This window comes from Devosia honganensis (assembly GCF_042648785.1).
Classification (GTDB): domain Bacteria; phylum Pseudomonadota; class Alphaproteobacteria; order Rhizobiales; family Devosiaceae; genus Devosia; species Devosia honganensis.
The window spans coordinates 1047517-1067403 of sequence record NZ_JBHRYD010000001.1; the positions used below are offsets into that span (position 1 = coordinate 1047517).

22 protein-coding genes are annotated in these 19887 nt (G+C 65.9%); 5 read left to right on the forward strand and 17 right to left on the reverse strand.

The window, feature by feature from the left end; translation table 11 throughout:
• The first annotated feature begins 52 nt into the window (after positions 1-52).
• On the forward strand, positions 53-583 hold the full coding sequence (gene ppa / locus ACFOOL_RS04985; protein WP_380095432.1) for an inorganic diphosphatase: 531 nt from the start codon (positions 53-55) through the stop codon (positions 581-583).
• A gap of 127 nt (positions 584-710) precedes the next feature.
• Here the strand turns inward: ppa and ACFOOL_RS04990 are convergent, their stop codons facing one another.
• The 8 genes from ACFOOL_RS04990 to ACFOOL_RS05025 form a co-directional block, all read right to left on the reverse strand.
• The gene (locus ACFOOL_RS04990) at positions 711-2828 is read right to left on the reverse strand and encodes a sodium-translocating pyrophosphatase (protein ID WP_380095433.1); all 2118 of its coding nucleotides are present in this window, start codon (positions 2826-2828) and stop codon (positions 711-713) included.
• 167 nt (positions 2829-2995) lie between these two features.
• Positions 2996-3316: a DUF167 family protein gene (locus ACFOOL_RS04995; protein ID WP_380095435.1), complete on the reverse strand. Its 321-nt coding sequence runs from the start codon at positions 3314-3316 to the stop codon at positions 2996-2998.
• Positions 3297-3599: a YggT family protein gene (locus ACFOOL_RS05000; protein ID WP_380095437.1), complete on the reverse strand. Its 303-nt coding sequence runs from the start codon at positions 3597-3599 to the stop codon at positions 3297-3299. Before ACFOOL_RS05000 ends, ACFOOL_RS04995 begins: the two co-directional genes overlap by 20 nt.
• 365 nt (positions 3600-3964) lie before the next feature.
• Complete coding sequence (locus tag ACFOOL_RS05005; RefSeq protein ID WP_380095439.1) at positions 3965-4573, reverse strand: DedA family protein; 609 nt, start codon at positions 4571-4573, stop codon at positions 3965-3967.
• Positions 4574-4704: 131 nt separating this feature from the next.
• Positions 4705-6519 carry a translational GTPase TypA gene (gene typA / locus ACFOOL_RS05010; RefSeq protein WP_380095441.1) on the reverse strand — a complete coding sequence of 605 codons (1815 nt, stop codon included), beginning with the start codon at positions 6517-6519 and terminating at the stop codon, positions 4705-4707.
• Between the two features lie 219 nt (positions 6520-6738).
• Positions 6739-8865 carry a putative bifunctional diguanylate cyclase/phosphodiesterase gene (locus ACFOOL_RS05015; protein WP_380095443.1) on the reverse strand — a complete coding sequence of 709 codons (2127 nt, stop codon included), beginning with the start codon at positions 8863-8865 and terminating at the stop codon, positions 6739-6741.
• Between the two features lie 80 nt (positions 8866-8945).
• Positions 8946-9527: a phosphotransferase-like protein gene (locus ACFOOL_RS05020; protein WP_380095445.1), complete on the reverse strand. Its 582-nt coding sequence runs from the start codon at positions 9525-9527 to the stop codon at positions 8946-8948.
• 32 nt (positions 9528-9559) lie between these two features.
• Positions 9560-10783: an argininosuccinate synthase gene (locus ACFOOL_RS05025; protein ID WP_380095447.1), complete on the reverse strand. Its 1224-nt coding sequence runs from the start codon at positions 10781-10783 to the stop codon at positions 9560-9562.
• A 97-nt stretch (positions 10784-10880) separates the two neighbouring features.
• On the opposite strand from ACFOOL_RS05025, the gene ACFOOL_RS05030 reads away from it, so the two are divergent.
• Positions 10881-11546: a LysE family translocator gene (locus ACFOOL_RS05030; protein WP_380095449.1), complete on the forward strand. Its 666-nt coding sequence runs from the start codon at positions 10881-10883 to the stop codon at positions 11544-11546.
• Positions 11543-12391, forward strand: coding sequence for a 23S rRNA (adenine(2030)-N(6))-methyltransferase RlmJ (locus tag ACFOOL_RS05035; RefSeq protein WP_380095450.1), 849 nt, complete (start codon positions 11543-11545; stop codon positions 12389-12391). The genes ACFOOL_RS05030 and ACFOOL_RS05035 overlap by 4 nt, the downstream gene beginning before the upstream one ends.
• Here the strand turns inward: ACFOOL_RS05035 and ACFOOL_RS05040 are convergent, their stop codons facing one another.
• The 7 genes from ACFOOL_RS05040 to thpR form a co-directional block, all read right to left on the reverse strand.
• Positions 12392-12784, reverse strand: coding sequence for a type II toxin-antitoxin system VapC family toxin (locus tag ACFOOL_RS05040; protein WP_380095921.1), 393 nt, complete (start codon positions 12782-12784; stop codon positions 12392-12394).
• A 5-nt stretch (positions 12785-12789) separates the two neighbouring features.
• Positions 12790-13023 carry a type II toxin-antitoxin system Phd/YefM family antitoxin gene (locus ACFOOL_RS05045; protein WP_380095452.1) on the reverse strand — a complete coding sequence of 78 codons (234 nt, stop codon included), beginning with the start codon at positions 13021-13023 and terminating at the stop codon, positions 12790-12792.
• A 63-nt stretch (positions 13024-13086) separates the two neighbouring features.
• The gene (locus ACFOOL_RS05050; protein ID WP_380095454.1) at positions 13087-13485 is read right to left on the reverse strand and encodes a bleomycin resistance protein; all 399 of its coding nucleotides are present in this window, start codon (positions 13483-13485) and stop codon (positions 13087-13089) included.
• The gene (gene rlmN / locus ACFOOL_RS05055; protein ID WP_380095456.1) at positions 13485-14693 is read right to left on the reverse strand and encodes a 23S rRNA (adenine(2503)-C(2))-methyltransferase RlmN; all 1209 of its coding nucleotides are present in this window, start codon (positions 14691-14693) and stop codon (positions 13485-13487) included. Before rlmN ends, ACFOOL_RS05050 begins: the two co-directional genes overlap by 1 nt.
• 105 nt (positions 14694-14798) lie before the next feature.
• The gene (locus ACFOOL_RS05060) at positions 14799-15305 is read right to left on the reverse strand and encodes an invasion associated locus B family protein (RefSeq protein WP_380095458.1); all 507 of its coding nucleotides are present in this window, start codon (positions 15303-15305) and stop codon (positions 14799-14801) included.
• 82 nt (positions 15306-15387) lie between these two features.
• Entirely contained in the window at positions 15388-15909 is a 522-nt protein-coding gene (locus ACFOOL_RS05065) for an invasion associated locus B family protein (RefSeq protein WP_380095460.1), read from the reverse strand.
• Between the two features lie 243 nt (positions 15910-16152).
• Positions 16153-16692, reverse strand: coding sequence for an RNA 2',3'-cyclic phosphodiesterase (thpR, locus tag ACFOOL_RS05070; protein WP_380095462.1), 540 nt, complete (start codon positions 16690-16692; stop codon positions 16153-16155).
• Between the two features lie 193 nt (positions 16693-16885).
• On the opposite strand from thpR, the gene ACFOOL_RS05075 reads away from it, so the two are divergent.
• Together ACFOOL_RS05075 and ACFOOL_RS05080 are read left to right on the forward strand one after the other, a co-directional pair.
• Positions 16886-17611: a Bax inhibitor-1/YccA family protein gene (locus tag ACFOOL_RS05075; RefSeq protein ID WP_380095464.1), complete on the forward strand. Its 726-nt coding sequence runs from the start codon at positions 16886-16888 to the stop codon at positions 17609-17611.
• Positions 17612-17708: 97 nt separating this feature from the next.
• On the forward strand, positions 17709-18206 hold the full coding sequence (locus ACFOOL_RS05080) for a GNAT family N-acetyltransferase (RefSeq protein ID WP_380095466.1): 498 nt from the start codon (positions 17709-17711) through the stop codon (positions 18204-18206).
• Positions 18207-18239: 33 nt separating this feature from the next.
• On the opposite strand, the gene ACFOOL_RS05085 is transcribed toward ACFOOL_RS05080, so the two are convergent.
• Both ACFOOL_RS05085 and ACFOOL_RS05090 read right to left on the reverse strand, forming a co-directional pair.
• On the reverse strand, positions 18240-18623 hold the full coding sequence (locus ACFOOL_RS05085; protein WP_380095468.1) for a DUF2794 domain-containing protein: 384 nt from the start codon (positions 18621-18623) through the stop codon (positions 18240-18242).
• A gap of 458 nt (positions 18624-19081) precedes the next feature.
• On the reverse strand, positions 19082-19819 hold the full coding sequence (locus ACFOOL_RS05090; RefSeq protein ID WP_380095470.1) for a DUF1223 domain-containing protein: 738 nt from the start codon (positions 19817-19819) through the stop codon (positions 19082-19084).
• Between the last annotated feature and the right edge of the window lie 68 nt (positions 19820-19887).

A 19887-nucleotide genomic window follows, 5' to 3' on the forward strand; every position in this document is an offset into this window, starting at 1 on the left:
GGGCAGAACCTGCCCAGTTCCGTCCCCTTCCCGAACCACCAATAAAGACAACATGAATATCGACGCGATTTCCATCGGCAAGAACCCGCCCGACGACCTCAACGTCATCATCGAAGTGCCCCTGGGGGGCGAACCGATCAAATACGAGATCGACAAGGCGTCCGGCGCGCTGTTCGTCGACCGCTTCCTCTATACGCCGATGCGCTATCCGGGCAATTACGGCTTCGTGCCCCATACGCTGTGCGGCGACGGCGATCCGCTCGACGTGATCGTGATGAACTCGCGCCCGCTGGTGCCCGGCGCCGTGGTGCGCAGCCGGCCGGTGGGCGTGCTGTTCATGGAGGACGATGGCGGCCAGGACGAGAAGATCATCGCCGTGCCGGTCTCCAAGCTGACCCGCATGTACGACGCCATCTCCGATATCGGCGACCTGCCCGAGATCCAGCTCGAGCGGGTCAAGCACTTCTTCACCCACTACAAGGACCTCGAGCCCGGCAAATGGGCCCGCATCGACCGCATCGGCGGCATCGACGAGGCCCGCAAGGTGATCCTCGATTCCATCGAGATGGCGAAAAAGGCCTGAGCGGCATGCGCCACCCGGAAGAACCGGGTGGCGCGGCTTGTCGGCGGATCAGGCCTGGAGCGCTCGATCTGTTTATGATCGCATCGGACCAGTCCGAAAACCGCTTCGCACTTTTCGGTCCGATGCTCTAGCCGCCCATGCGCGCCAGTACGGCGAGCAGCAGCAGGGCGACGATATTGGTGATCTTGATCATCGGGTTCACCGCCGGGCCGGCGGTGTCCTTATAGGGGTCGCCGACGGTGTCGCCGGTGACCGAGGCCTTGTGCGCCTCCGAGCCCTTCTGGTGGGTGACGCCCTGGCTGTCGGTGAACCCGTCCTCGAAGCTCTTCTTGGCATTATCCCAGGCGCCGCCGCCCGCCGTCATCGAGATGGCGACATAGAGCCCGGTGACGATGACGCCCATGAGCATGGCCCCCAGCGAGGAGAAGGCGTTGGCCTGGCCGGCGATCCACAGGATGACGACATAGACCACGATCGGGGAGAGCACCGGCAGCAGCGAGGGCACCACCATTTCCTTGATCGCCGCCTTGGTCAGCATGTCGACCGCCCGGCCGTAATCGGGCTTTTCCGTGCCTTCCATGATACCCGGCTTTTCCTTGAACTGGCGCCGGACCTCCACCACCACCGCCTGCGCGGCACGGCCCACCGCCGTCATCGACATGCCCCCGAAGAGGAACGGCAGCAGCCCCCCGAACAGCAGCCCCACCACCACATAGGGATTGGCGAGGTCGAAGCTGACCGCCAGATCGGCGAAATAGTGCTTGAGGTCCTCGGTATAGGCAGCGAACAGCACCAGCGCGCCCAGGCCTGCCGAGCCGATGGCATAGCCCTTGGTGACCGCCTTGGTGGTATTGCCCACCGCATCGAGCGCGTCGGTGTTCTGGCGCACCGAGGCGTCGAGCCCGGCCATCTCGGCGATGCCGCCGGCATTGTCGGTGACCGGGCCGAACGCGTCGAGCGCCACGATCATGCCGGCCAGCGCCAGCATGGTGGCGACCGCCACCGCGATGCCGAACAGGCCCGCCAGCGAATAGGTGACGATGATGCCGGCAATGATGACCAGCGCCGGCAGCGCCGTCGATTCCAGCGATACCGCCAGCCCCTGGATGACATTGGTGCCATGGCCGGTGACCGAGGCCTCGGCGATGGAATTGACCGGGCGCCGGCCGGTGCCGGTATAGTATTCGGTGATGACGATGATGAGCCCGGTGATCACCAGGCCCACCGCGCCGCACCAGAACAGGTGCCAGGGGGTGAAGCTCTTGTCGGCGGTGTCGATGACCGCGTTCATGTCGCCGAACAGCAGCCAGAGCACCGGCAGCAGCGCCACCAGCGACAGCACGCCCGAGGCGACGACGCCCTTGTAGAGCGCCCCCATGATGTTGTTGTCGGCGCCCAGCTTGACGAAATAGGTGCCGATGATCGAGGTGACCACGCAGGCCCCGCCAATGGCCAGCGGCAGCACCATGCCGATCAGCCGGTAGGCCTCGGGCAGGATGATGGCGGCCAGCACCATGGTGGCGACGATGGTGACCACATAGGTTTCGAACAGGTCCGCCGCCATGCCGGCGCAGTCCCCGACATTGTCGCCCACATTGTCGGCGATGGTGGCGGGATTGCGCGGATCGTCCTCGGGAATGCCGGCCTCGACCTTGCCCACCATGTCCCCGCCCACATCGGCGCCCTTGGTGAAGATGCCGCCGCCCAGCCGGGCGAAGATGGAGATCAGCGAGGCGCCGAAGCCCAGCGCCACCAGCGAATCGATGACGTCGCGATCGTTGAATGCGAGACCGACGAAGCGGGTGAGGACGATGAAATAGAGCGTCACGCCCAGAAGGCCCAGCCCCGCCACCAGCATGCCGGTGACCGCGCCGGACTTGAAGGCCAGGTCGAGCCCCTTGCCTAGCGAGCCCACCGCCGCCTGCGCCACGCGCACATTGGCGCGCACGGAAACGTTCATGCCGATGAAGCCGGCCGCGCCCGACAGCACCGCCCCGATCAGGAAGCCGATGGCGGCATAGACGCCCAGCAGCAGCCAGGCGGCGATGAGAATGACGACGCCGACCACGGCGATGGTGGTGTATTGGCGCCTGAGATAGGCCGAGGCGCCTTCGCGCACCGCCGCCGAAATCTCCTGCATCCGCGCCGAGCCCGCATCGGCCTTCATCAGCCCCTGCGTCGTCAGCACGCCATAAACGATAGACAGACCGCCACACAGAACGATCAGCCAAAGTGCCAGATCCATAAGAAAGTCCCTCGAAATGTGCTTCGGGGGTCCGCGCCGGCCCGGCCGGGTCTTGCCGCCCGGTCCGTCACCCGCCCTCCATCGGGCCCCTTCCAAGGGCGCAGATTAACCCGATTGCGGGCTTAAGCAATGGATATCGCGATGAAATGCCGCGGGGCGGACAGGGCTCAGCCCAGCTTGCGGGCGCGGATCGCCAGTTCGGCGGCATCGCCGGACAGGGCGAGGGTCTTCAGGCGGCCGGTCTCGCCGCTGGCGATGGAGAGGCTGGACCTGGGCACGCCCAGCGCCCGGGCCAGCAGCGCGATCACCGCCGCATTGGCCTTGCCCCGGTCGGGCACAGCGGCGACGCGCACCCGCAGCACCGCCAGCCCGTCATCGCGCCGCTCCACCCCCTCGATGGCGTCGCGCCCGGCATTGGGCGTGACCCGCAAATGCAGCCGCAGGCCCGACGCGCCGGCCCGGAACCAGTCAGATGCCGGCGCGGACAACGGCGGGATAGAGGTAATAGCCGATCAGCGACTGGATGAAGAAGATGATGAGGAAGGCCACCAGCGGCGACAGGTCGAGGCCGGAGAAATTCGGCATGAAGCGCCGGATCGGGTTCAGCACCGGCTCGGTGAGCTGGTTGATCACCCGCCAGACCGTGGCCACGAACTGATTGCGCGTATTGATGACATTGAACGAAATCAGCCAGCTCATGACGATCATGATGAGCAGCACCCACCAATAGAGCTGCAGGAGGATCAGGATGAGGTCGAGCACGGCGCGCATGGGCGTCTCCGGAAGCGAGGGTCAGGACTATTCCGAGCATGTCCGCGACACCGGTTCCAGGGCGTGGACATGCGAGCGAACGGGACATTAGAGCGGATGGAGCGAATCGGGAAGATCGCGATCCGCTTTCAGGGGACAAGCCCGGGGCTCCGCACCGTACTGGCGATGCGGAGCCCCAATGACTGACTGCCCGGTACGCAGAACTTCCTTTCCGGACACACCCGTTCTTGCAGGAAGCGTGCCAGCGGCGCGGGGCCGGCAAGGCCGCGGCCAAAGGTTGCGCAAGGGTGAATTTTGCCCGAAGGCGGCGCAAATCCGCGAGGCAGAATGCAAGGGGTCTCGCATTCTGCGAGGCGGGGTCCGTGCTACCGCCCGGCCCGGCTCGGCTTCCAGGTGGCGACGCGGAACAGATAGAGCAGCACCACCGCGGCCAGCACCCCGTAGCTGAGCGGATCGAGCACGATCTCGATCAGCTCGTAATGCTCGTGCAGGATATAGCCGGCCATGGTGAGGAAGATGTTCCAGACCAGCGCCCCGGTGGCCGAGGCGGCGAGGAACACCGGCAGGCGCATGCGCGACAGGCCGGCGGGAATGGAGATCAGCGTACGGATGATCGGCAGCAGCCGCCCGAACAGCACGATGGCCGGGCCGTAGCGGCGGAAGAACCCCACCGCCACGTCGATCTCGCCGGCATTCATGGTGACGAGGCGTCCATAGCGGTCGGCCAGCCAGCGCACCCGCTCGAGCCCGAACAGGCGCCCGGCGAAATACCAGGGCAGCATGCCCACCACCGCCCCCAAAGTGGCGGTGAACAGCACCCAGAACAGGTCGAGCTGCCCATTGGCGGCGGCGAAGCCGGCAAAGGGAATGATGAGCTCGGAGGGAATGGGCGGAAACAGCGATTCGGCCAGCATGACGAGAAAAATCCCGACATAGCCCAGATCGGTGATGGTCTGGATGATCCAGTCGGTCATATGGAGATACTCCTGCTTCCATCGTCACCGCCGGGCGCATCCGGCGGTCCGTGCCGGGCCCCGAAAATGCATTGCCCGGACGAGCCGGGCAATGACGCGGTGGACATTAGCAGCCAGACCCTAACGGCAGGTCAAGCCGATTTGGCGGCGCGGCTCTGGCGCTTGCGCTCGTGCGGATCGAGCCAGATCTTGCGCAGGCGGATGGATTTGGGCGTCACCTCGACATATTCGTCCTCGGCGATATAGCCCAGCGACTGTTCGAGGGTGAGCTTCTTGGGCGGGGTGAGGCGCACCGCCTCGTCCTTGGAGGTGGTGCGGATATTGGTGAGCTGCTTGCCCCTGAGCGGATTGACCTCGAGGTCGTTCTCGCGGGAATGCTCGCCGATGATCATGCCCTCATATATGTCGACGCCCGGATCGATCATCATCGGGCCGCGCTCCTCCAGGTTCCACAGCGCATAGGCGACGGCCTGGCCGGTGGCGTTGGAGATCAGAACCCCGGTGCGCCGCCCCGGCAGGTCTCCCTTATAGGGCACGAAGGAATGGAACAGGCGGTTGAAGATCGCCGTGCCGCGCGTGTCCGAGAGCAGTTCGGGCTGGTAGCCGATCAGGGCCCGCGTCGGCACCACCAGGGTGATGCGGGTGCGCCCGATGCCCGAGGGGCGCATATCGGTCAATTCGCCGCGGCGCTCGGTGAGCTTCTGCACCACCGTGCCGGTGAACTCGTCGTCGACGTCGATGATGACTTCCTCGACCGGCTCGAGGCGCTGCCCGTCCTCCTCCTTGAACAGCACGCGCGGGCGCCCGATGGTGAGCTCGAACCCCTCGCGGCGCATGTTCTCGATGAGCACGGCGAGCTGCAATTCGCCGCGCCCGGCGACGTCGAAACTGTCGCCGTCGGCGCCGGGGGTGACGCGGATGGCCACATTGCCCTCGGCCTCGCGCAGCAGCCGCTCGCGGATGACGCGCGACTGCACCTTGTCGCCCTCGCGCCCGGCCAGCGGCCCGTCATTGATGCGGAAGGTGACCGACAGGGTGGGCGGGTCGATGGGACGGGCGGCGATGGGCTCGGCGATCGCCGGGGCGCAGATGGTGTCGGCCACGGTCGAGGTCTCGAGCCCGGCAATGGCGACGATGTCGCCCGCCTCGCCCATTTCGATGGGGCTGCGCTCGAGGCCGCGAAAGGCCAGCACCTTGGAGATGCGGCCCTTCTCGACCTCCTTGCCCTCGCGGTTGAGCGTGTGCACCGGATCGTTGGCCTTGACCGTGCCGGCGGCGATGCGGCCGGTCAGGATGCGCCCCAGGAACGGATTGCGCTCGATGGTGGTGACCAGCATGCGGAAACCGCCTTCCTCCACCTCGGGGGCCGGCACGTGCTCGATGATCTTGTCGAGCAGCGGCTCGAAGCTCTCCCGGGGGCCGGCGGGGTCGAGCGCCATCCAGCCCTGCTTGGCCGAGCCGTAGAGCACGGGGAAATCGAGCTGCTCGGAGGAGGCGTCGAGCGCCACGAACAGGTCGAACACCTCGTCCAGCACTTCCAGGTGCCGCTCGTCGGCCTTGTCGATCTTGTTGATGGCGACGATGGGCCGGAGGCCCTTGGCCAGCGCCTTGGACAGCACGAACTTGGTCTGGGGCATCGGACCCTCGGCCGCGTCCACCAGGATCACCACCCCGTCGACCATCGACAGGATGCGCTCCACCTCGCCGCCGAAATCGGCGTGGCCGGGCGTGTCGACGATGTTGATGCGGGTGCCCTTCCACAGGATGGAGGTGATCTTGGCCAGGATGGTGATGCCGCGCTCGCGCTCGATGTCGTCGCTGTCCATGACGCGTTCCTCGACGCGTTCGTTCTCGCGGAAGGCGCCGGACTGCTTGAGCAGCACGTCGATCAGCGTGGTCTTGCCGTGGTCGACATGGGCGATGATGGCGATGTTGCGCAGGGACATGGGTAGCGATCAGCCTTGTTGGCATGATCCGCGAAGCCGCCCCACGGGAGCGTTCTCTGGTGGGCCGGTCAGGCAGGTCATGCGGTATGAATGCGCCGGCGCCGGATAGGGGGCCGCTCGGCAGGGTCGGGCGCTGCATAGCGCAAAGAGGCGGTTTTCACAAGGTTTTATAGCGCCGGGCGCGATCGCGGGCCGGAGCGCGCAAGGCGCGGCGCCCGCTCAGGAGGCCTTTTTGCGGGCCTGGCCCCGCATCCGCCCGGAATTGAGCAGATTGGCCAGCGCCCGGGGCTTGAGCGGCGGCGAGAACAGGAACCCCTGCACCTCCGAGACGCCGTGATCGCGCACCATGGCGAGCTGCTCCTCGGTTTCCACCCCCTCGGCGGTGGTGGCCATGCCCAGCGCCTGCGCCAGCCCGATGACGGCCCGGATGATGGCCTGGCTGTCGCCGCGCGTGGTCAGGTCGCGCATGAAGGTGCGGTCGATCTTGATCTTGTCGAAGGGAAAGGAGCGCAGATAGGACAGCGAGGAATAGCCGGTGCCGAAATCGTCCATGGAGATGCGCACCCCCATGGCGCGCAGCGCATGCAGCGCCGCGATGGTGCTTTCGCTGTCGGTCAGGAGCAGCGATTCGGTGATCTCCAGCTCCAGCCTGGTCGGGGCGAGCCCGGTGGCGGCGAGCGCCGAGCGCACCTGCCCCACCAGATCCTTGTGGCGGAACTGCACCGGCGAGAGATTGACCGCGACGCGCACCTCCTCCGGCCAGGCGGCGGCCGCCCTGCAGGCCTCGTGCAGCACCCACTCGCCGATGGGCACGATGAGGCCGGTTTCCTCGGCCACGGGAATGAACTCGGCCGGCGAGACGGTGCGCTCGTCGTGATCCCAGCGCAAAAGCGCCTCGACGCAGGTGATCCGGCCTTCCGCCAGCCCCAGCAGCGGCTGGAACATCAGGCGCAGCTCCTCCCGCTGCATGGCGAGGCGCAGCCCCGCCTCGATGGAGCGGCGCTGCTGCAATTCGGCATCCATGCCGGTCTCGAAGAAATGATAGGTCGAGCGGCCCTCGCTCTTGGCCTTGTAGAGCGCCAGATCGGCGTTCTTGACCAGCTGGTCGGTGGTGGCCCCGTCGCCCGGGCCCACCGCGATGCCGACGCTGGCGCCGATCTCGATCTGCTGGCCCCCGATATTCATCGGCGCCCGCATCGCCTTGACGATGCGGTCGGCGACCCGCGCGGCGGCGTCGACGCCCTCGACGGGACGCAGCAGCAGCGCGAACTCGTCCCCGCCCAGCCGCGCCAACAGGTCGGTTTCCCGCGTCGTGCCCCACAGGCGCACCGCGGCCTGCTTGATGACCTCGTCGCCCACCGCATGGCCCAGCGTGTCGTTGACCGCCTTGAAATGATCGAGGTCGATATAGAGCACCGCCGCCATCTCGCCGCGCTCCAGCCCCGCCTCGGTACGCGCCATCTGCTCGAGGAACTCGATGCGGTTGGGCAGGTCGGTCAGCGCGTCGTGGCGGGCCAGATGCTGGATGCGGGCCTCGGCCTGGCGCTGCTCGGTGATATCCTCATGGGTCGAGACCCAGCCCCCGTCCTTCATCGGATGGTGCTGCATCAATATGGTGCGGCCGTTGAGGTCGTGGACGTTCTTGCCGTATTCGCGCCGGGAAATGATCTCGCGCCGCCAGGCGATATATTCCGCGCGCGTGCCGCTGGCGCTCATGCCCATGTCGAACAGATGTCCCAGAATGTCCTCGAGCTGGGTTCCGGGCCGCAACAGGCTGATGGGCAGGTTGTAGATGCGCGCATAGGGCTCGTTGCAGATGACCAGCCGCCCGCGCGCATCCATCATGCACAGCCCGATCGAGATATTGTTGACCGCCGCGTCGAGCCGGATGTTCTGCCGCTCCAGCTCGAGCTTGCGCTTCTGCTGGCTTTCCGAGCGCGCGATCTCCTCGGTGATGTCCTCATGGGTCACCACCCAGCCCAGTTGCGGGGAATAGACATGGGCGGTTTCCACCACGCGCCCGCCCAGCAGCACCTCCTGCGACTTGTGGCGCTCCCCGCCGCGATTGGCCAGCAATTCGCTGGTATAGTTCTCGTAGAAGATTTCGGGGCTGAGGCCGGGATGGTTGCCCAGCCGCGCCGAGAGATGGATGATGTCCTCCAGCGTCATGCCGCGATGGATGGCATCCTCGGAAAACCCGTAGAAATCGCGGTAATGCTTGTTCCACATCACCAGGCGGAATTGCGGCGACCAGACGCAGAACCCGTAAGGGATGCTTTCGAGCGCGGCGTCGAGCAGCAGCGCCTCGGCCACCTCGCCCAGTTTCACGGCCTCTTCCGAACGCATCGGAGCCCCCAGTCCAAAAGCCATTTTTCGGCGCTGGGCGAAGGCTAGTGAACCCCGCTTAACGCGGGATTAAGCCGGCCTTACGCAATCGGGCCGTCCCCCGTCAGCAGCCGGGCCAGGCGGGCGGCCCCCTGTTCGGGCGTCAGCGCGCCCATGTCCAGCCGCATATGATAGCGCTTGCCCTCATGGACCGCCGCCTGCCAGCGCGCGACCGGCGCGGGAACGCCCGGGCCCGAGGCATAAAAACCGTCGCGCGGATCGGCATTGCGGCGGGCCATGACGATGTCGAGGGCGCAATCGACGCCCACGAGGACGACCGGCAGGCCGGCCAGCTCGCGCCGGAGCACCGTCATGGGATCGAAAGGGGTGGCATAATCGGCATGCAGGCCCAGATCCGCCACCACGTCCAGCCCGCGCCGCGCCAGCCCCGCCATGGCGGCGAAATAGCCGGCGAACAGCCCGGGCAGACGGGTTTCGAGATCGGGCCGCTCGCCCCCGGGCCGCAGCCCGATGCCGGGCAGGAGCGCGGGCGGCAGCGCGGCGTTGAAGCCGTCCACCCCCCAATTGACCCAACTGCCCGGCACCTGGGCCTGCACCGCCCGGGCCAGCGCCGACTTGCCGGCCCGCGGCGCCCCGTTGAGGATGAGGACGCGCCCCGGCATGGCGGCGCCCGCCCGCGTCCTACGGGAGGGGCTCAGTCGCGCGCCCTGGCGTTGCGGGCGGCCCAGGTCTTGAGCCGGAGGCCGTTGAGGCGGATGAAGCCTTCGGCATCCTTGTGGTCATAGGCCACGGCGCCTTCCTCGAAGGTGACGAGGTCTTCCGAATAAAGGCTGTAGGGCGAGGTGCGCGCCACCACATTGGCCGAGCCCTTGTAGAGCTTGACGGTGACCTCGCCGGTGACGAATTCCTGGCTGTTGTCGATCAGCGCCTGCAGCATTTCGCGCTCGGGCGAGAACCAGAAGCCGTTATAGATGAGCTCGGCATATCTGGGCATCAGCTCGTCCTTGAGATGGGCCGCGCCGCGATCGAGCGTGATCGATTCGATGCCGCGATGGGCGTGCCAGAGGACGGTGCCGCCGGGCGTCTCGTAAACCCCGCGCGACTTCATGCCAACGAAGCGGTTTTCCACCAGGTCCAGCCGGCCCACACCGTGCCTGCCGCCCAGCTCGTTGAGCTTTTCGAGCAGGCCGGCGGGGGACAGGCGCACCCCGTCGACCGACACCGCATCGCCCTTTTCGAAGCCGATCCGGACATGTTGCGGCGTGTCGGGGGCCCGTTCGGGATCGACGGTGCGCTGGAACACATAGTCGGGCGCTTCCATGCCCGGATCCTCCAGCACCTTTCCCTCCGAGGAGGTGTGCAGCAGATTGGCGTCGACCGAGAACGGCGCCTCGCCGCGCTTGTCCTTGGGCACCGGGATCTGGTTCTTCTCGGCATAGTCGATCAGCGCCGTGCGGCTCATCAGGTCCCATTCGCGCCAGGGCGCGATGACCCTGATCGAGGGGTCGAGCGCATTGGCGGCCAGTTCGAACCGCACCTGGTCGTTGCCCTTGCCGGTGGCGCCGTGGGAGATGGCGTCGGCCCCGGTCTCCCGCGCGATCTCGACGAGACGCTTGGCGATCAGCGGCCGGGCGATGGAGGTGCCCAGGAGATAAAGCCCCTCGTATAGGGCATTGGCGCGAAACATGGGAAAGACGAAGTCACGCACGAATTCCTCGCGCAAATCCTCGATGCGGATATCCTTGATGCCGAACATCTCGGCCTTCTTGCGGGCCGGCTCCAGCTCCTCGCCCTGCCCCAGATCGGCGGTGAAGGTCACCACCTCGCAGCCATAGGTTTCCTGGAGCCATTTGAGGATGATCGAGGTATCGAGCCCGCCCGAATAGGCCAGCACGACTTTTCTGATGTCATTCGCCATTGTGTCGCATCTTCTTGGTGACGGCCGGGAACGGCCCGAAATCGGGCGCACCCTAGTCAGACAGGCGCATTGGTGCAATTGTCCGCGCGCAAGATTCTTGCCCGAGACCGCCGCCATGCCCGCCTTCGTTCCCGACCTGCCCGTCATCCTCGCCTTCGCCCTGGCCGCGCTGCTGCTGGCGGTGACGCCGGGCCCGGACATGGCGCTGTTCGTGTCACGCACCATGAACTGGGGCCGGACGCATGGTTTCGTCACCCTTCTGGGCGCGCTGACCGGCATCGGCGTGCACACGCTGCTGGTGGCGCTGGGCATCTCGGTGCTGATCGTCACCGCGCCGGCCCTGTTCTGGGCGCTCAAGATCGCCGGCGCGCTCTATCTCGCATGGCTCGCCATCCAGGCGATCCGCGCCGGCACCGGCATCAGCGTGGTGCGGGAGGACGGCGAGAGCCCGCCTTTGCGCCGGAGCTTCCTCACCGGGCTGGGCATCAATCTCACCAATCCCAAGGTGGCGCTGTTCTTCGTGACCTTCCTGCCGCAATTCGTCTCGGCGGGCGACCCGGCAGCGGCGGGCAAGCTGATCTTTCTCGGCGCCGAATTCGTCATCGTCTCCCTGCCGGTGGTGGTGGGGGTGATCCTGTTCGCCGAATGGCTGACCCGGACGCTGCGGGAGAGCCAATGGGTGGGCCGGGCGCTCAACTGGAGCTTCGCCGCCGTGTTTGCCGGCTTCGCCGCCGCCATCCTGTTCACCGAAGGCCGCAAGTGAATTACCGCCACGCCTTCCATGCCGGCAATTTCGCCGACGTGGTCAAGCATCTCGTGCTCACCCGCATTATCGCCTATCTGACGCGCAAGGACGCGCCCTTCCGCGTCATCGACACCCATGCCGGGGTCGGGCTCTACGATCTTTACGCCGATGCGGCCGAGCGCACCGGCGAATGGCTGGAGGGCATCGCCCCCCTGGTCGAGCGCGGCCTGCCCGAAGCGGCGGCGGCACTGGCCGCACCCTATCTCGCGGCGGTGCGGGCGCAGAACCCCGATGGCGTGTTGCGCTATTATCCCGGCTCGCCCTTCATCGCCCGCCACATGCTGCGCGGACAGGACCGGCTGATGGCGCTGGAGCTGCATCCGGCCGACGCCGAGGCATTGAAGGAGAATTTCGCCGGCGACATCCAGACCAGGGTGACGCGGCTCGACGGCTGGGCCGCCATGGGCACCCATTTGCCGCCCAAGGAAAAGCGCGGCCTCGTCCTCGTCGACCCGCCCTTCGAGGAAAAGGGTGAATTCGCGCGCATGGTGCAGAGCCTCGAAAAGGCCCACAAACGCTGGCCCGGCGGCATCTACGCCTATTGGTATCCGCTCAAGGCGCCGGACGAGGTGGCGGCTTATGTGAAGGCGCTCGAGGCCACCGGAATCCGCAAAATATTGCGGCTGGAGCTGCGCGTCCGCCGCCCCGCGACCCCGCCGCGCCTCCACGGCACCGGCATGATCGTGGTCAACCCGCCCTTCGTGCTGGAAGCAGAAATGGCAGCGCTGCTGCCGGCCCTGGCGGACCTGCTGGGCGAGGAGGGGCGGGGGAGCTGGAGCGTGGATTGGGTGGCGGCGGAATAGCTACCGAATACGGCCCGGCAATTGGGACGCGATGACTGGATTGTCGAAGGCATCGTCCGCACTTATCAGCACCAGGGCTTCCACCAGCGCAGTCGCACAGATCAGCCGGTCGAACGGGTCCCGATGGGACCAATCCAGTGTCGCTGCGGTGAGGCTTATCGCGGACGATACCGGAATCAGCGAGACCCTCTGTTCGTCGGCAAGTCCGATCAGCCGATCGACATAAGGCGCCATGGCGTCCCATTTGCCGAGCCGCACTTTTTGGCCAATCTCAAACAGTGAGATCGTGCTGACACAAACACTCCCAGCAGAACCAATAGCTTCCATTGCATTCTGCGACAGGCTTTTCGGACTTACGAGTGACCAAGCCCAAATATGGGTATCGAGCAGCACACTGCTCAAGGCCCGCCTTCCCATGCAGTAAGATCATCCTCACCCATGGGTTCGAAAAAGTCGGGAACCGTTCCGACCTTGCCCTCCAGCAATCCAAATTTGAATGGCTTCGATTTCTGGATCGGGACGATTTTTACGGCTGCCAGGCCGTCCTTGTCGATCACCACTTCCTCTCCGGAAAGGGCGGCATCGATCAGTTCGGACAGCTTCGTCTCTGCGACTTGTACGGAAACCTTCATCATGCCTCCATTGCCCGAATATAAGCTATCGGAGCAGGATTGCCAGCAATGGCCCGTGGCCGATCATATCAGCCGTTCAAAGAAGCGCAGCAGATAGCCGTCGGGGTCCTCGACGCAGAACTGGCGTTGCGTCAGGGCGCCCGTCGCGGTGCGATAGGTTTTCGTCTCCACCGGCTGGAACAGTTTTACGTGTGCCGCGGCCAACCGCTGGAGGAGTGGATCGATGGCCGCAACCTCGATCTGGAAATTGACGCCCCGCCCGAACGGGGCCTGCAATGGCCCGGTCAGCCAGTCCCGGCCTTTGCCCAATTGGTCGAGCATCAATTCGGCCGGGCCCAGCGCCAGATAGGCAAACCCCTCTTCGGGACGCTCGTAACGCACCGAAAATCCCAGCAAGTCGCAATAAAAGCGCCGGCTGGCGGCGATGTCGGACACCGAAAGCTCGGGGACCAGCGCCGCCATTACAACGCCAGCAACGCCTCGCGGTCCTTGCGGCTGAGGCGTTCGCTCTCGCTTTTGAGCTGTCCGCAGGCGGCAAAGATGTCGCGGCCGCGCGGGGTGCGCACCGGGCTGGCATAGCCGGCGCGGTTGACGATGTCGGCGAAGCGCTCGATGCGGCTCGAGGGCGAGGTGCCGTAATTGGAGCCGGGCCAGGGATTGAACGGAATGAGGTTGATCTTGGCCGGGATGCCGGCCAGCAACCGCACCAGTTCGCGCGCCTCCGCGTCGCTGTCGTTGATCCCGTCCAGCATCACATATTCGAAGGTGATGCGGCGGGCGTTGGAAAGGCCGGGATAGGTGCGGCAGGCCTCGAGCAGCTCGGCGATGGGCCATTTCTTGTTGATCGGCACCAGGACGTCGCGCAGATCGTCGCGCACCGCATGCAGCGATATGGCCAGCATGACGTCGATCTCGCGGCCGGTCGGCTCGATATAGGGCACGACGCCCGAGGTCGAGAGGGTGATGCGGCGCTTCGAGAGCGCCATGCCGTCGCCCGCCGAGGCGATGAGCAGGGCCTGCTTCACATTGTCGTAATTATAGAGCGGCTCGCCCATGCCCATCATGACGATATTGGTGATGGCGCGGCTTTCTCCGCCCGGCACGAGACCGCCATCGTCGGGCCGGCTGCCGCCGGGGAAATCGCCCAGCCGCTCGCGGGCCATCAGCACCTGCCCCAGGATTTCCCCCGCCGTCAGATTGCGCACCAGCTTCTGCGTGCCGGTATGGCAGAACGAGCAGGTCAGCGTGCACCCCACCTGCGAGGAGACGCACAGCGTCCCCCGGTCGCTTTCCGGGATATAGACGGTTTCCACCTCGACCGGCGGGAAATTGGGGTTCTGCGGATCGCGGAAGCGGAACAGCCATTTGCGCGTACCGTCGACCGACACCTGCTCGCTGACGATCTCGGGCCGGTCGAGCGTGAAGACGTCGCCCAGCTTCTGGCGCACCGGGCGGGCCATATTGGTCATGCGCTCGAACGAGGTGACGCCGTTGACATAGAGCCAGTTCCACAACTGGCTCGAGCGCATGCGCGCTTCCTTTTCCGGCACCACCTCATGGGCGACGAGCGTTTCGGCCAGCTCGTGCTTGGAGAGGCCGATCAACGAGGGCCGGCTCGCCGAAGCGGGGCGGACGGCACTGGAATGGTCAAGGTTCAGCGCAATGCTCATGGCAGGCACGGGAGCTCGAAGGATGCGGGAAGTGGGCGGCCAATATCACAGGACCGGCCAAAGCGCAAAGTCACGCCGGCGGGAGGCGGACTCGAGCGGGCCGCCTCAGCACTCGGCGCCGGTGGCCTGCTGGGCGGCGGTGGCGCCGGAAAGCGAATAGGTCTGGACGATGCGCGCGCCGTCGGCGGCGGTGCCCTCGATGACGATATTGGCGCCGGCGCGGATGGCGGCGGCCAGATTGGCGGCCTGGGCGGCATCGTCGAGCCAGGCCGCGTCGCCCTGGGTGAAGAGGGGGAATTCCTGCCCGCCCACCCGGGCGATGGCCATGGAGCCGGTCTGGAAGGTGTAGCCGGCCACGACGTTGAACTCGTTCGCCACGTCCTCGCCCGGCCGGTTGGTGACGTAGAGATAGGCCTCGCCATAGCCGGCCGGCGTCGGCTCGGTGCTCTTGGGCCGGGTCATGGCGAAGCAGATCGTGCCGCCGCCATCATCGGCCGCATAGCTCGACCAGTCGCGGAAATCGCCCAGCACCCGCGCCGATTGCGCCTCTGCCGGCAGGGCGGCGGCGAGGGCAAGCAGGAGGGCGAGCGATAGCGGGGCGGTTCGGGTCATGGCTGGTCGGCTCTTGGCAAGGGTCCGGGCGGCGGCGGGGCCGGCGCCCAGTTAGGGTGTTTCCCGCGGGCGGGGCAAGCCTTTACTGGCAGGCCGCGTCGATGGCGTTCATCGCCGCGGTGGCGCCGGCGAGCGAATAGGTGTCGACCGTATCGGTGCCGCGCTGGCTGGTGCCGCGCACCACCATCTGGTTGCCGGCCTTGAAGGCGGACACGAAGCCCGGCTCGTCCCCGCTCGAGGCCAGCCAGGCGGTCGAGCCGCGCGCCGCCATGACATAGCTCTTGCCGTCGACGGCGGCGCTCGCCTTGGCGTCGGTGGTATTGTAGGGATAGCCGATCTGGGTCTGGACCTCGTTCTTGGAGCCCATGCCCTTGCGGTGCACGATCAGGAACTTGACCGGATCGCGGTTGACGCCCGAGGGCTCGCTGCGGATCGGCTCGGAAATGATGAAACACAACAGCCCGCTCTGATCGGATGCGGTATAGGCCGACCAGGCGTTGAAAGTGCCCAGCTCGGTCGCCTGCTGTGCCTGGGCGGCGGGCGCCAGCGCCATGACAGAAGCGACCGCGAGCCCGATTGCGAGGCTGCCGGTTTTCGTCGTCATCACCAATTCTTCCTCTTGTCTTGCTGCTGTTCGAAAGCTTCGCTGCCCGCCCAGTCTGGCCCGAACATGGTTACCAAGGTGTCAAACCCGCTGGAAAAAGCAGGCATTTGCCTCAAATGAAAGCCAAAGGCGGCGGCATTGGGGCATGGGCCGGGCCGACGGGGCAGCTCTGGGCCGCAAGGGTTAACGGCGCGCTAACAATGTCGCGATCCGACGCCGCCCCCGGGGGCGGGCGGATTTTCGCTACGCCGCCAGCGGATAGCCCTGCTCGACCAGATAGGGGCCGCCGCCCACCGAATCGCGGCTGGAAAACAGCACGAAGCGCGCCGGGACGAAGCTCAGCGCCTCGAAGCGCGGCGCTTCGGCGATGAAGCGGGCCACGTCCTCGGGCGCGGTGCCGCGCAGCCGCGCGAGGGTGACATGGGGCACGAATTTGCGGCCCTCGGGCGCCAGCCCGATCTGCTGCAACACGCGTTCATGCGCCGCCTGCAGCCGGGTCAGCGCCACGCTGGGCTCGACCCCGGCGAACAGCGAGCGGGGCTTGTCGCCGCCGAAAATGTCGAGATGGGTGAGCCGCACGGGAAATTGCAGCGAATTGGAGAGCCGGTCGAGGCCGGAAGCCACCTCGTCGGCGGTCTGCCCGTCGACATCGCCGATGAAGCGCAGGGTGATGTGGTAGTTTTCCGGATCGATCCAGCGGGCGCCGAACAGGCCGCCCCGCTTCAGCGACAGGGCGAACTCGACATCGGCGGGGATTTCGAGGCCGGTGAACAGCCGGGGCATCCTGATCTTCCTCGGGTCCGCGATTCGTCCCCCGACCCTAACACAATCGGTTCAACGGGCCAGTCCCGGTGTCGCAGGCGTCCATTTCTTCTTGTCAATCAACCGGTCACTCCCCATATTCCCCCGCAAGTGGCAACGCCAATTGCCCCCGGCGGTCACTGAACCGCTGCTTCTATTGGGAAAGGAAACCTGAATGGCTGAATATGACCGTCAGACCCTCAATGCGCGGGCCGGCTCGGCCTTGGCCATCGACGAGGGCCTGCGCAGCTACATGTTGCGCGTCTACAACTATATGGGCCTCGGGCTGGTGGTGACCGGCCTGGTCGCCTATTTCACCAGCCAGTGGGCAATGGCCAGCCAGGCCAATGCCGAACTGCTCTATGCGAGCCCCCTGGCCTGGGTGCTCATGCTCTCCCCGCTGGCCTTCGTGCTGGTGCTGAGCTTCGGCATCAACAAGCTCTCGGTGGGCGCGGCGCAGGCCGTGTTCTGGGCCTTCGCGGCCGTGATGGGCCTGTCGCTGTCCTCGATCTTCCTAGTCTATACCGGCACCTCCATCGCCAAGGTGTTCTTCATCACCGCCGCCACTTTCGGCGCGATGAGCCTTTACGGCTACACCACCAAGCGCGACCTGACCGGCATGGGCAGCTTCCTGTTCATGGGCCTTATCGGCATCATCATCGCCTCGATCGTGAACATCTTCATGCAGTCCTCGATGATGGAGTTCGTCATCTCCGTGGTGGGCGTGCTGATCTTCACCGGGCTGACCGCCTATGACACCCAGAAGATCAAGGAAAGCTACTCGGAAGCCTATGGCGCCGACGTGATGACCAAGAACGCCATCATGGGCGCGCTTTCGCTCTATCTCGACTTCATCAACCTCTTCCTGATGCTGCTGCGCCTGTTCGGCAACCGCGAGTAAGGGAAAAGGCTCGCACGAAGCGGGCGAATTGTTTGGACGCCAAAAGGGGCCGCGGCTTACAAAAAGCCGCGGCCCCTTTTTCCTGCGCGTGGCTCAAATGACCGATATCGTCCTTCGCACCTTCTCCTGGTCCGACATTCCCGCCATCACCGCGATCTATCGCCATTATGTCGAGACCAGCGCCGCCACCTTCGATATCGAGCCGCCCGGCGAGGCGGAGATCGCGCAGAAATATGCCGGGCTGAAACTGCTCGGCCATCCGCTGATCGTGGCCGAGCGGGCCGGCGCGGTCCTGGGCTATGCCTCTGCCAGCTTCTACCGCCCCCGCGCCGCCTATCGCTTCACCGCCGAGGATTCCATCTATCTCGATCCGGCCGAGACCGGAAAGGGCATCGGCCGGCTGCTGCTGGGCGAATTGCTGCTCCAGGCCAGGGCAGCCGGCTTCCGGCAGATGCTGGCGGTGATCACCGCCGACACCGACAATTCGGTGCGCCTGCACGAAAGCTTCGGCTTCCAGCGCGTCGGCTATTTCACCGGCGTGGGGTTCAAGTTCGACCGCTGGCACGACGTCGTGCATCTGCAAAAGATGCTATAGGCGGGGCCGGTTTCAGAACATGCGGGAGCTGCCCTATCCCACCACCATCAGGTCGGGATCGAGCACCCGCAGCACCTGCGCCAGGTCATGGCCGCGCCTGAGGATGCGGCCCTGCTGGTTGACCACCATGTACTGGCCCTGGCGCTGGCGCAGGCGGGGATCTTTCTCGACGACGAAGAGCGGACGCTCGGAGACCCGGGCATAGATGGAGAACAGCGCCCGGTCCTTGAGGAAGTCCATGGCGTAGTCGCGCCATTCCCCCGCCGCGACCTTGCGGCCATAGACCGACAGGATCTGCATCAGCTCGCGGCGGTCGAAGGCGATGACCGGCGCCACGCTCCGCCCCGGATGCGCCTGCGGCTCACCCACATGCACCAGTGCCAGATTGCGCCTGGACTTATCGGGGGGACCCTGCACGCGGCCCTCTATCCTGTGTCACCTCGCCGTCATGATCGGCTCATTCGCCGCTTTAGGCAAGGGGCCAAAATTCCCCATTTCAGCCATGTTTTTTCCCTGACCACGCCCCATTGACCCGGCATCTTCCAAGCATTGCCTCCAGTGGCTGGCAACCGGACCGACCGAGCCCCCAAACCAAGACGTCCGGTTGCCAGCCTCCCTTTTCAAGTTGACCGAAAGTCAGTCGCGCTCGTTCCAGCCCCCGGAACGGGCGCTTTTTTTTCGGAAAATCCTGTTGCAGGTTTTTCCTCTGCGTCATCTCGTTACGAGGCGATATTCCCGCCTTCCCACCGGGTCATTCCCGCGCATGCGGGAATCCCTGTTCGATCGGCGGAAGGGGAACGGAGATTCCCGCGTTCGCGGGAATGACACCGTGAGCGGGAAGGATATCTTGGAAAACCGCGAGCTCGTAACAGGCTTCAAAAACTATAGGCGGCGGCGCCCAGTATGGGGCCGGGCAGGCCGTTGCGCTCCTGCTGCACGAGGACGGCGAAGCCGGCATGGTCGGCCTGGCCCAGCTCGGTGAGCGGCAGCTTGATCTCGGCGCCCGCCTCTGCCTCCCACATGCCCACGATCTGCCGCCCGGTGACCACCTGGGTGTAAACCATGGTCTTGCCGGCGTTCTCGCCCCTTTCGATGACGACATCGGCCCGGTCCAGATAGCTGACCAGCCAGATGACCGCATCCTCGAGGCCGGGATCGGCCGGCACCACCACGCGGAGCATGTCGCCATGCGCCTCCAGCCCGACCGCGAGGGGCAGTTGCGCCGAGGTGACCGCGTCGTGCACCGCATCGCGGCGCGAGCCCACCACGCCCTCGGCGCCGTTGACCACCATTTGCGGGGTGAAGATGCGCGAGGAGCCCCAGCTACGCGCATAGGCGCGCTGGCGATCGGAAAAGCCCTTGTCCCCGAACGTGTCCTCCCAGCCGATATAGTCCCAGTAATCGACGTGATAGGCCAGCGCCACCACGTCCTCGCGCTGGGCCAGGCTGGTGAGCAGCGCATCGGCGGGCGGGCAGGACGCGCAGCCCTGGCTGGTGAACAATTCCACCACCGCCTTGGGATTTTCCCGCGCGTCCCCGGCCGCGGGCGCGCCGGCAAGCGCGAGCGAGATGGCAGGACCCAGGATGAGGCCGACGAGGAGGCGGGCGGACATGGGCATGGTTGTAGGCCGGAGCCGGCCGCCCTGCCTAGTCAAAAGAGGGTGAGAGCGCGTGTTGCGCG

Coding starts and splice junctions, on each gene's coding strand:
- ppa (WP_380095432.1), top strand. CDS start 53: ATGAATATCGACGCGATTTCCATCGGCAAGAACCCGCCCGACGACCTC.
- ACFOOL_RS04990 (WP_380095433.1), bottom strand. CDS start 2,828: ATGGATCTGGCACTTTGGCTGATCGTTCTGTGTGGCGGTCTGTCTATC.
- ACFOOL_RS05000 (WP_380095437.1), bottom strand. CDS start 3,599: ATGCGCGCCGTGCTCGACCTCATCCTGATCCTCCTGCAGCTCTATTGG.
- ACFOOL_RS05005 (WP_380095439.1), bottom strand. CDS start 4,573: ATGACCGACTGGATCATCCAGACCATCACCGATCTGGGCTATGTCGGG.
- typA (WP_380095441.1), bottom strand. CDS start 6,519: ATGTCCCTGCGCAACATCGCCATCATCGCCCATGTCGACCACGGCAAG.
- ACFOOL_RS05015 (WP_380095443.1), bottom strand. CDS start 8,865: ATGCGTTCGGAAGAGGCCGTGAAACTGGGCGAGGTGGCCGAGGCGCTG.
- ACFOOL_RS05020 (WP_380095445.1), bottom strand. CDS start 9,527: ATGCCGGGGCGCGTCCTCATCCTCAACGGGGCGCCGCGGGCCGGCAAG.
- ACFOOL_RS05025 (WP_380095447.1), bottom strand. CDS start 10,783: ATGGCGAATGACATCAGAAAAGTCGTGCTGGCCTATTCGGGCGGGCTC.
- ACFOOL_RS05045 (WP_380095452.1), bottom strand. CDS start 13,023: ATGAAGGTTTCCGTACAAGTCGCAGAGACGAAGCTGTCCGAACTGATC.
- ACFOOL_RS05050 (WP_380095454.1), bottom strand. CDS start 13,485: ATGGCGGCGCTGGTCCCCGAGCTTTCGGTGTCCGACATCGCCGCCAGC.
- rlmN (WP_380095456.1), bottom strand. CDS start 14,693: ATGAGCATTGCGCTGAACCTTGACCATTCCAGTGCCGTCCGCCCCGCT.
- ACFOOL_RS05060 (WP_380095458.1), bottom strand. CDS start 15,305: ATGACCCGAACCGCCCCGCTATCGCTCGCCCTCCTGCTTGCCCTCGCC.
- ACFOOL_RS05065 (WP_380095460.1), bottom strand. CDS start 15,909: ATGACGACGAAAACCGGCAGCCTCGCAATCGGGCTCGCGGTCGCTTCT.
- thpR (WP_380095462.1), bottom strand. CDS start 16,692: ATGCCCCGGCTGTTCACCGGCCTCGAAATCCCCGCCGATGTCGAGTTC.
- ACFOOL_RS05075 (WP_380095464.1), top strand. CDS start 16,886: ATGGCTGAATATGACCGTCAGACCCTCAATGCGCGGGCCGGCTCGGCC.
- ACFOOL_RS05080 (WP_380095466.1), top strand. CDS start 17,709: ATGACCGATATCGTCCTTCGCACCTTCTCCTGGTCCGACATTCCCGCC.
- ACFOOL_RS05090 (WP_380095470.1), bottom strand. CDS start 19,819: ATGTCCGCCCGCCTCCTCGTCGGCCTCATCCTGGGTCCTGCCATCTCG.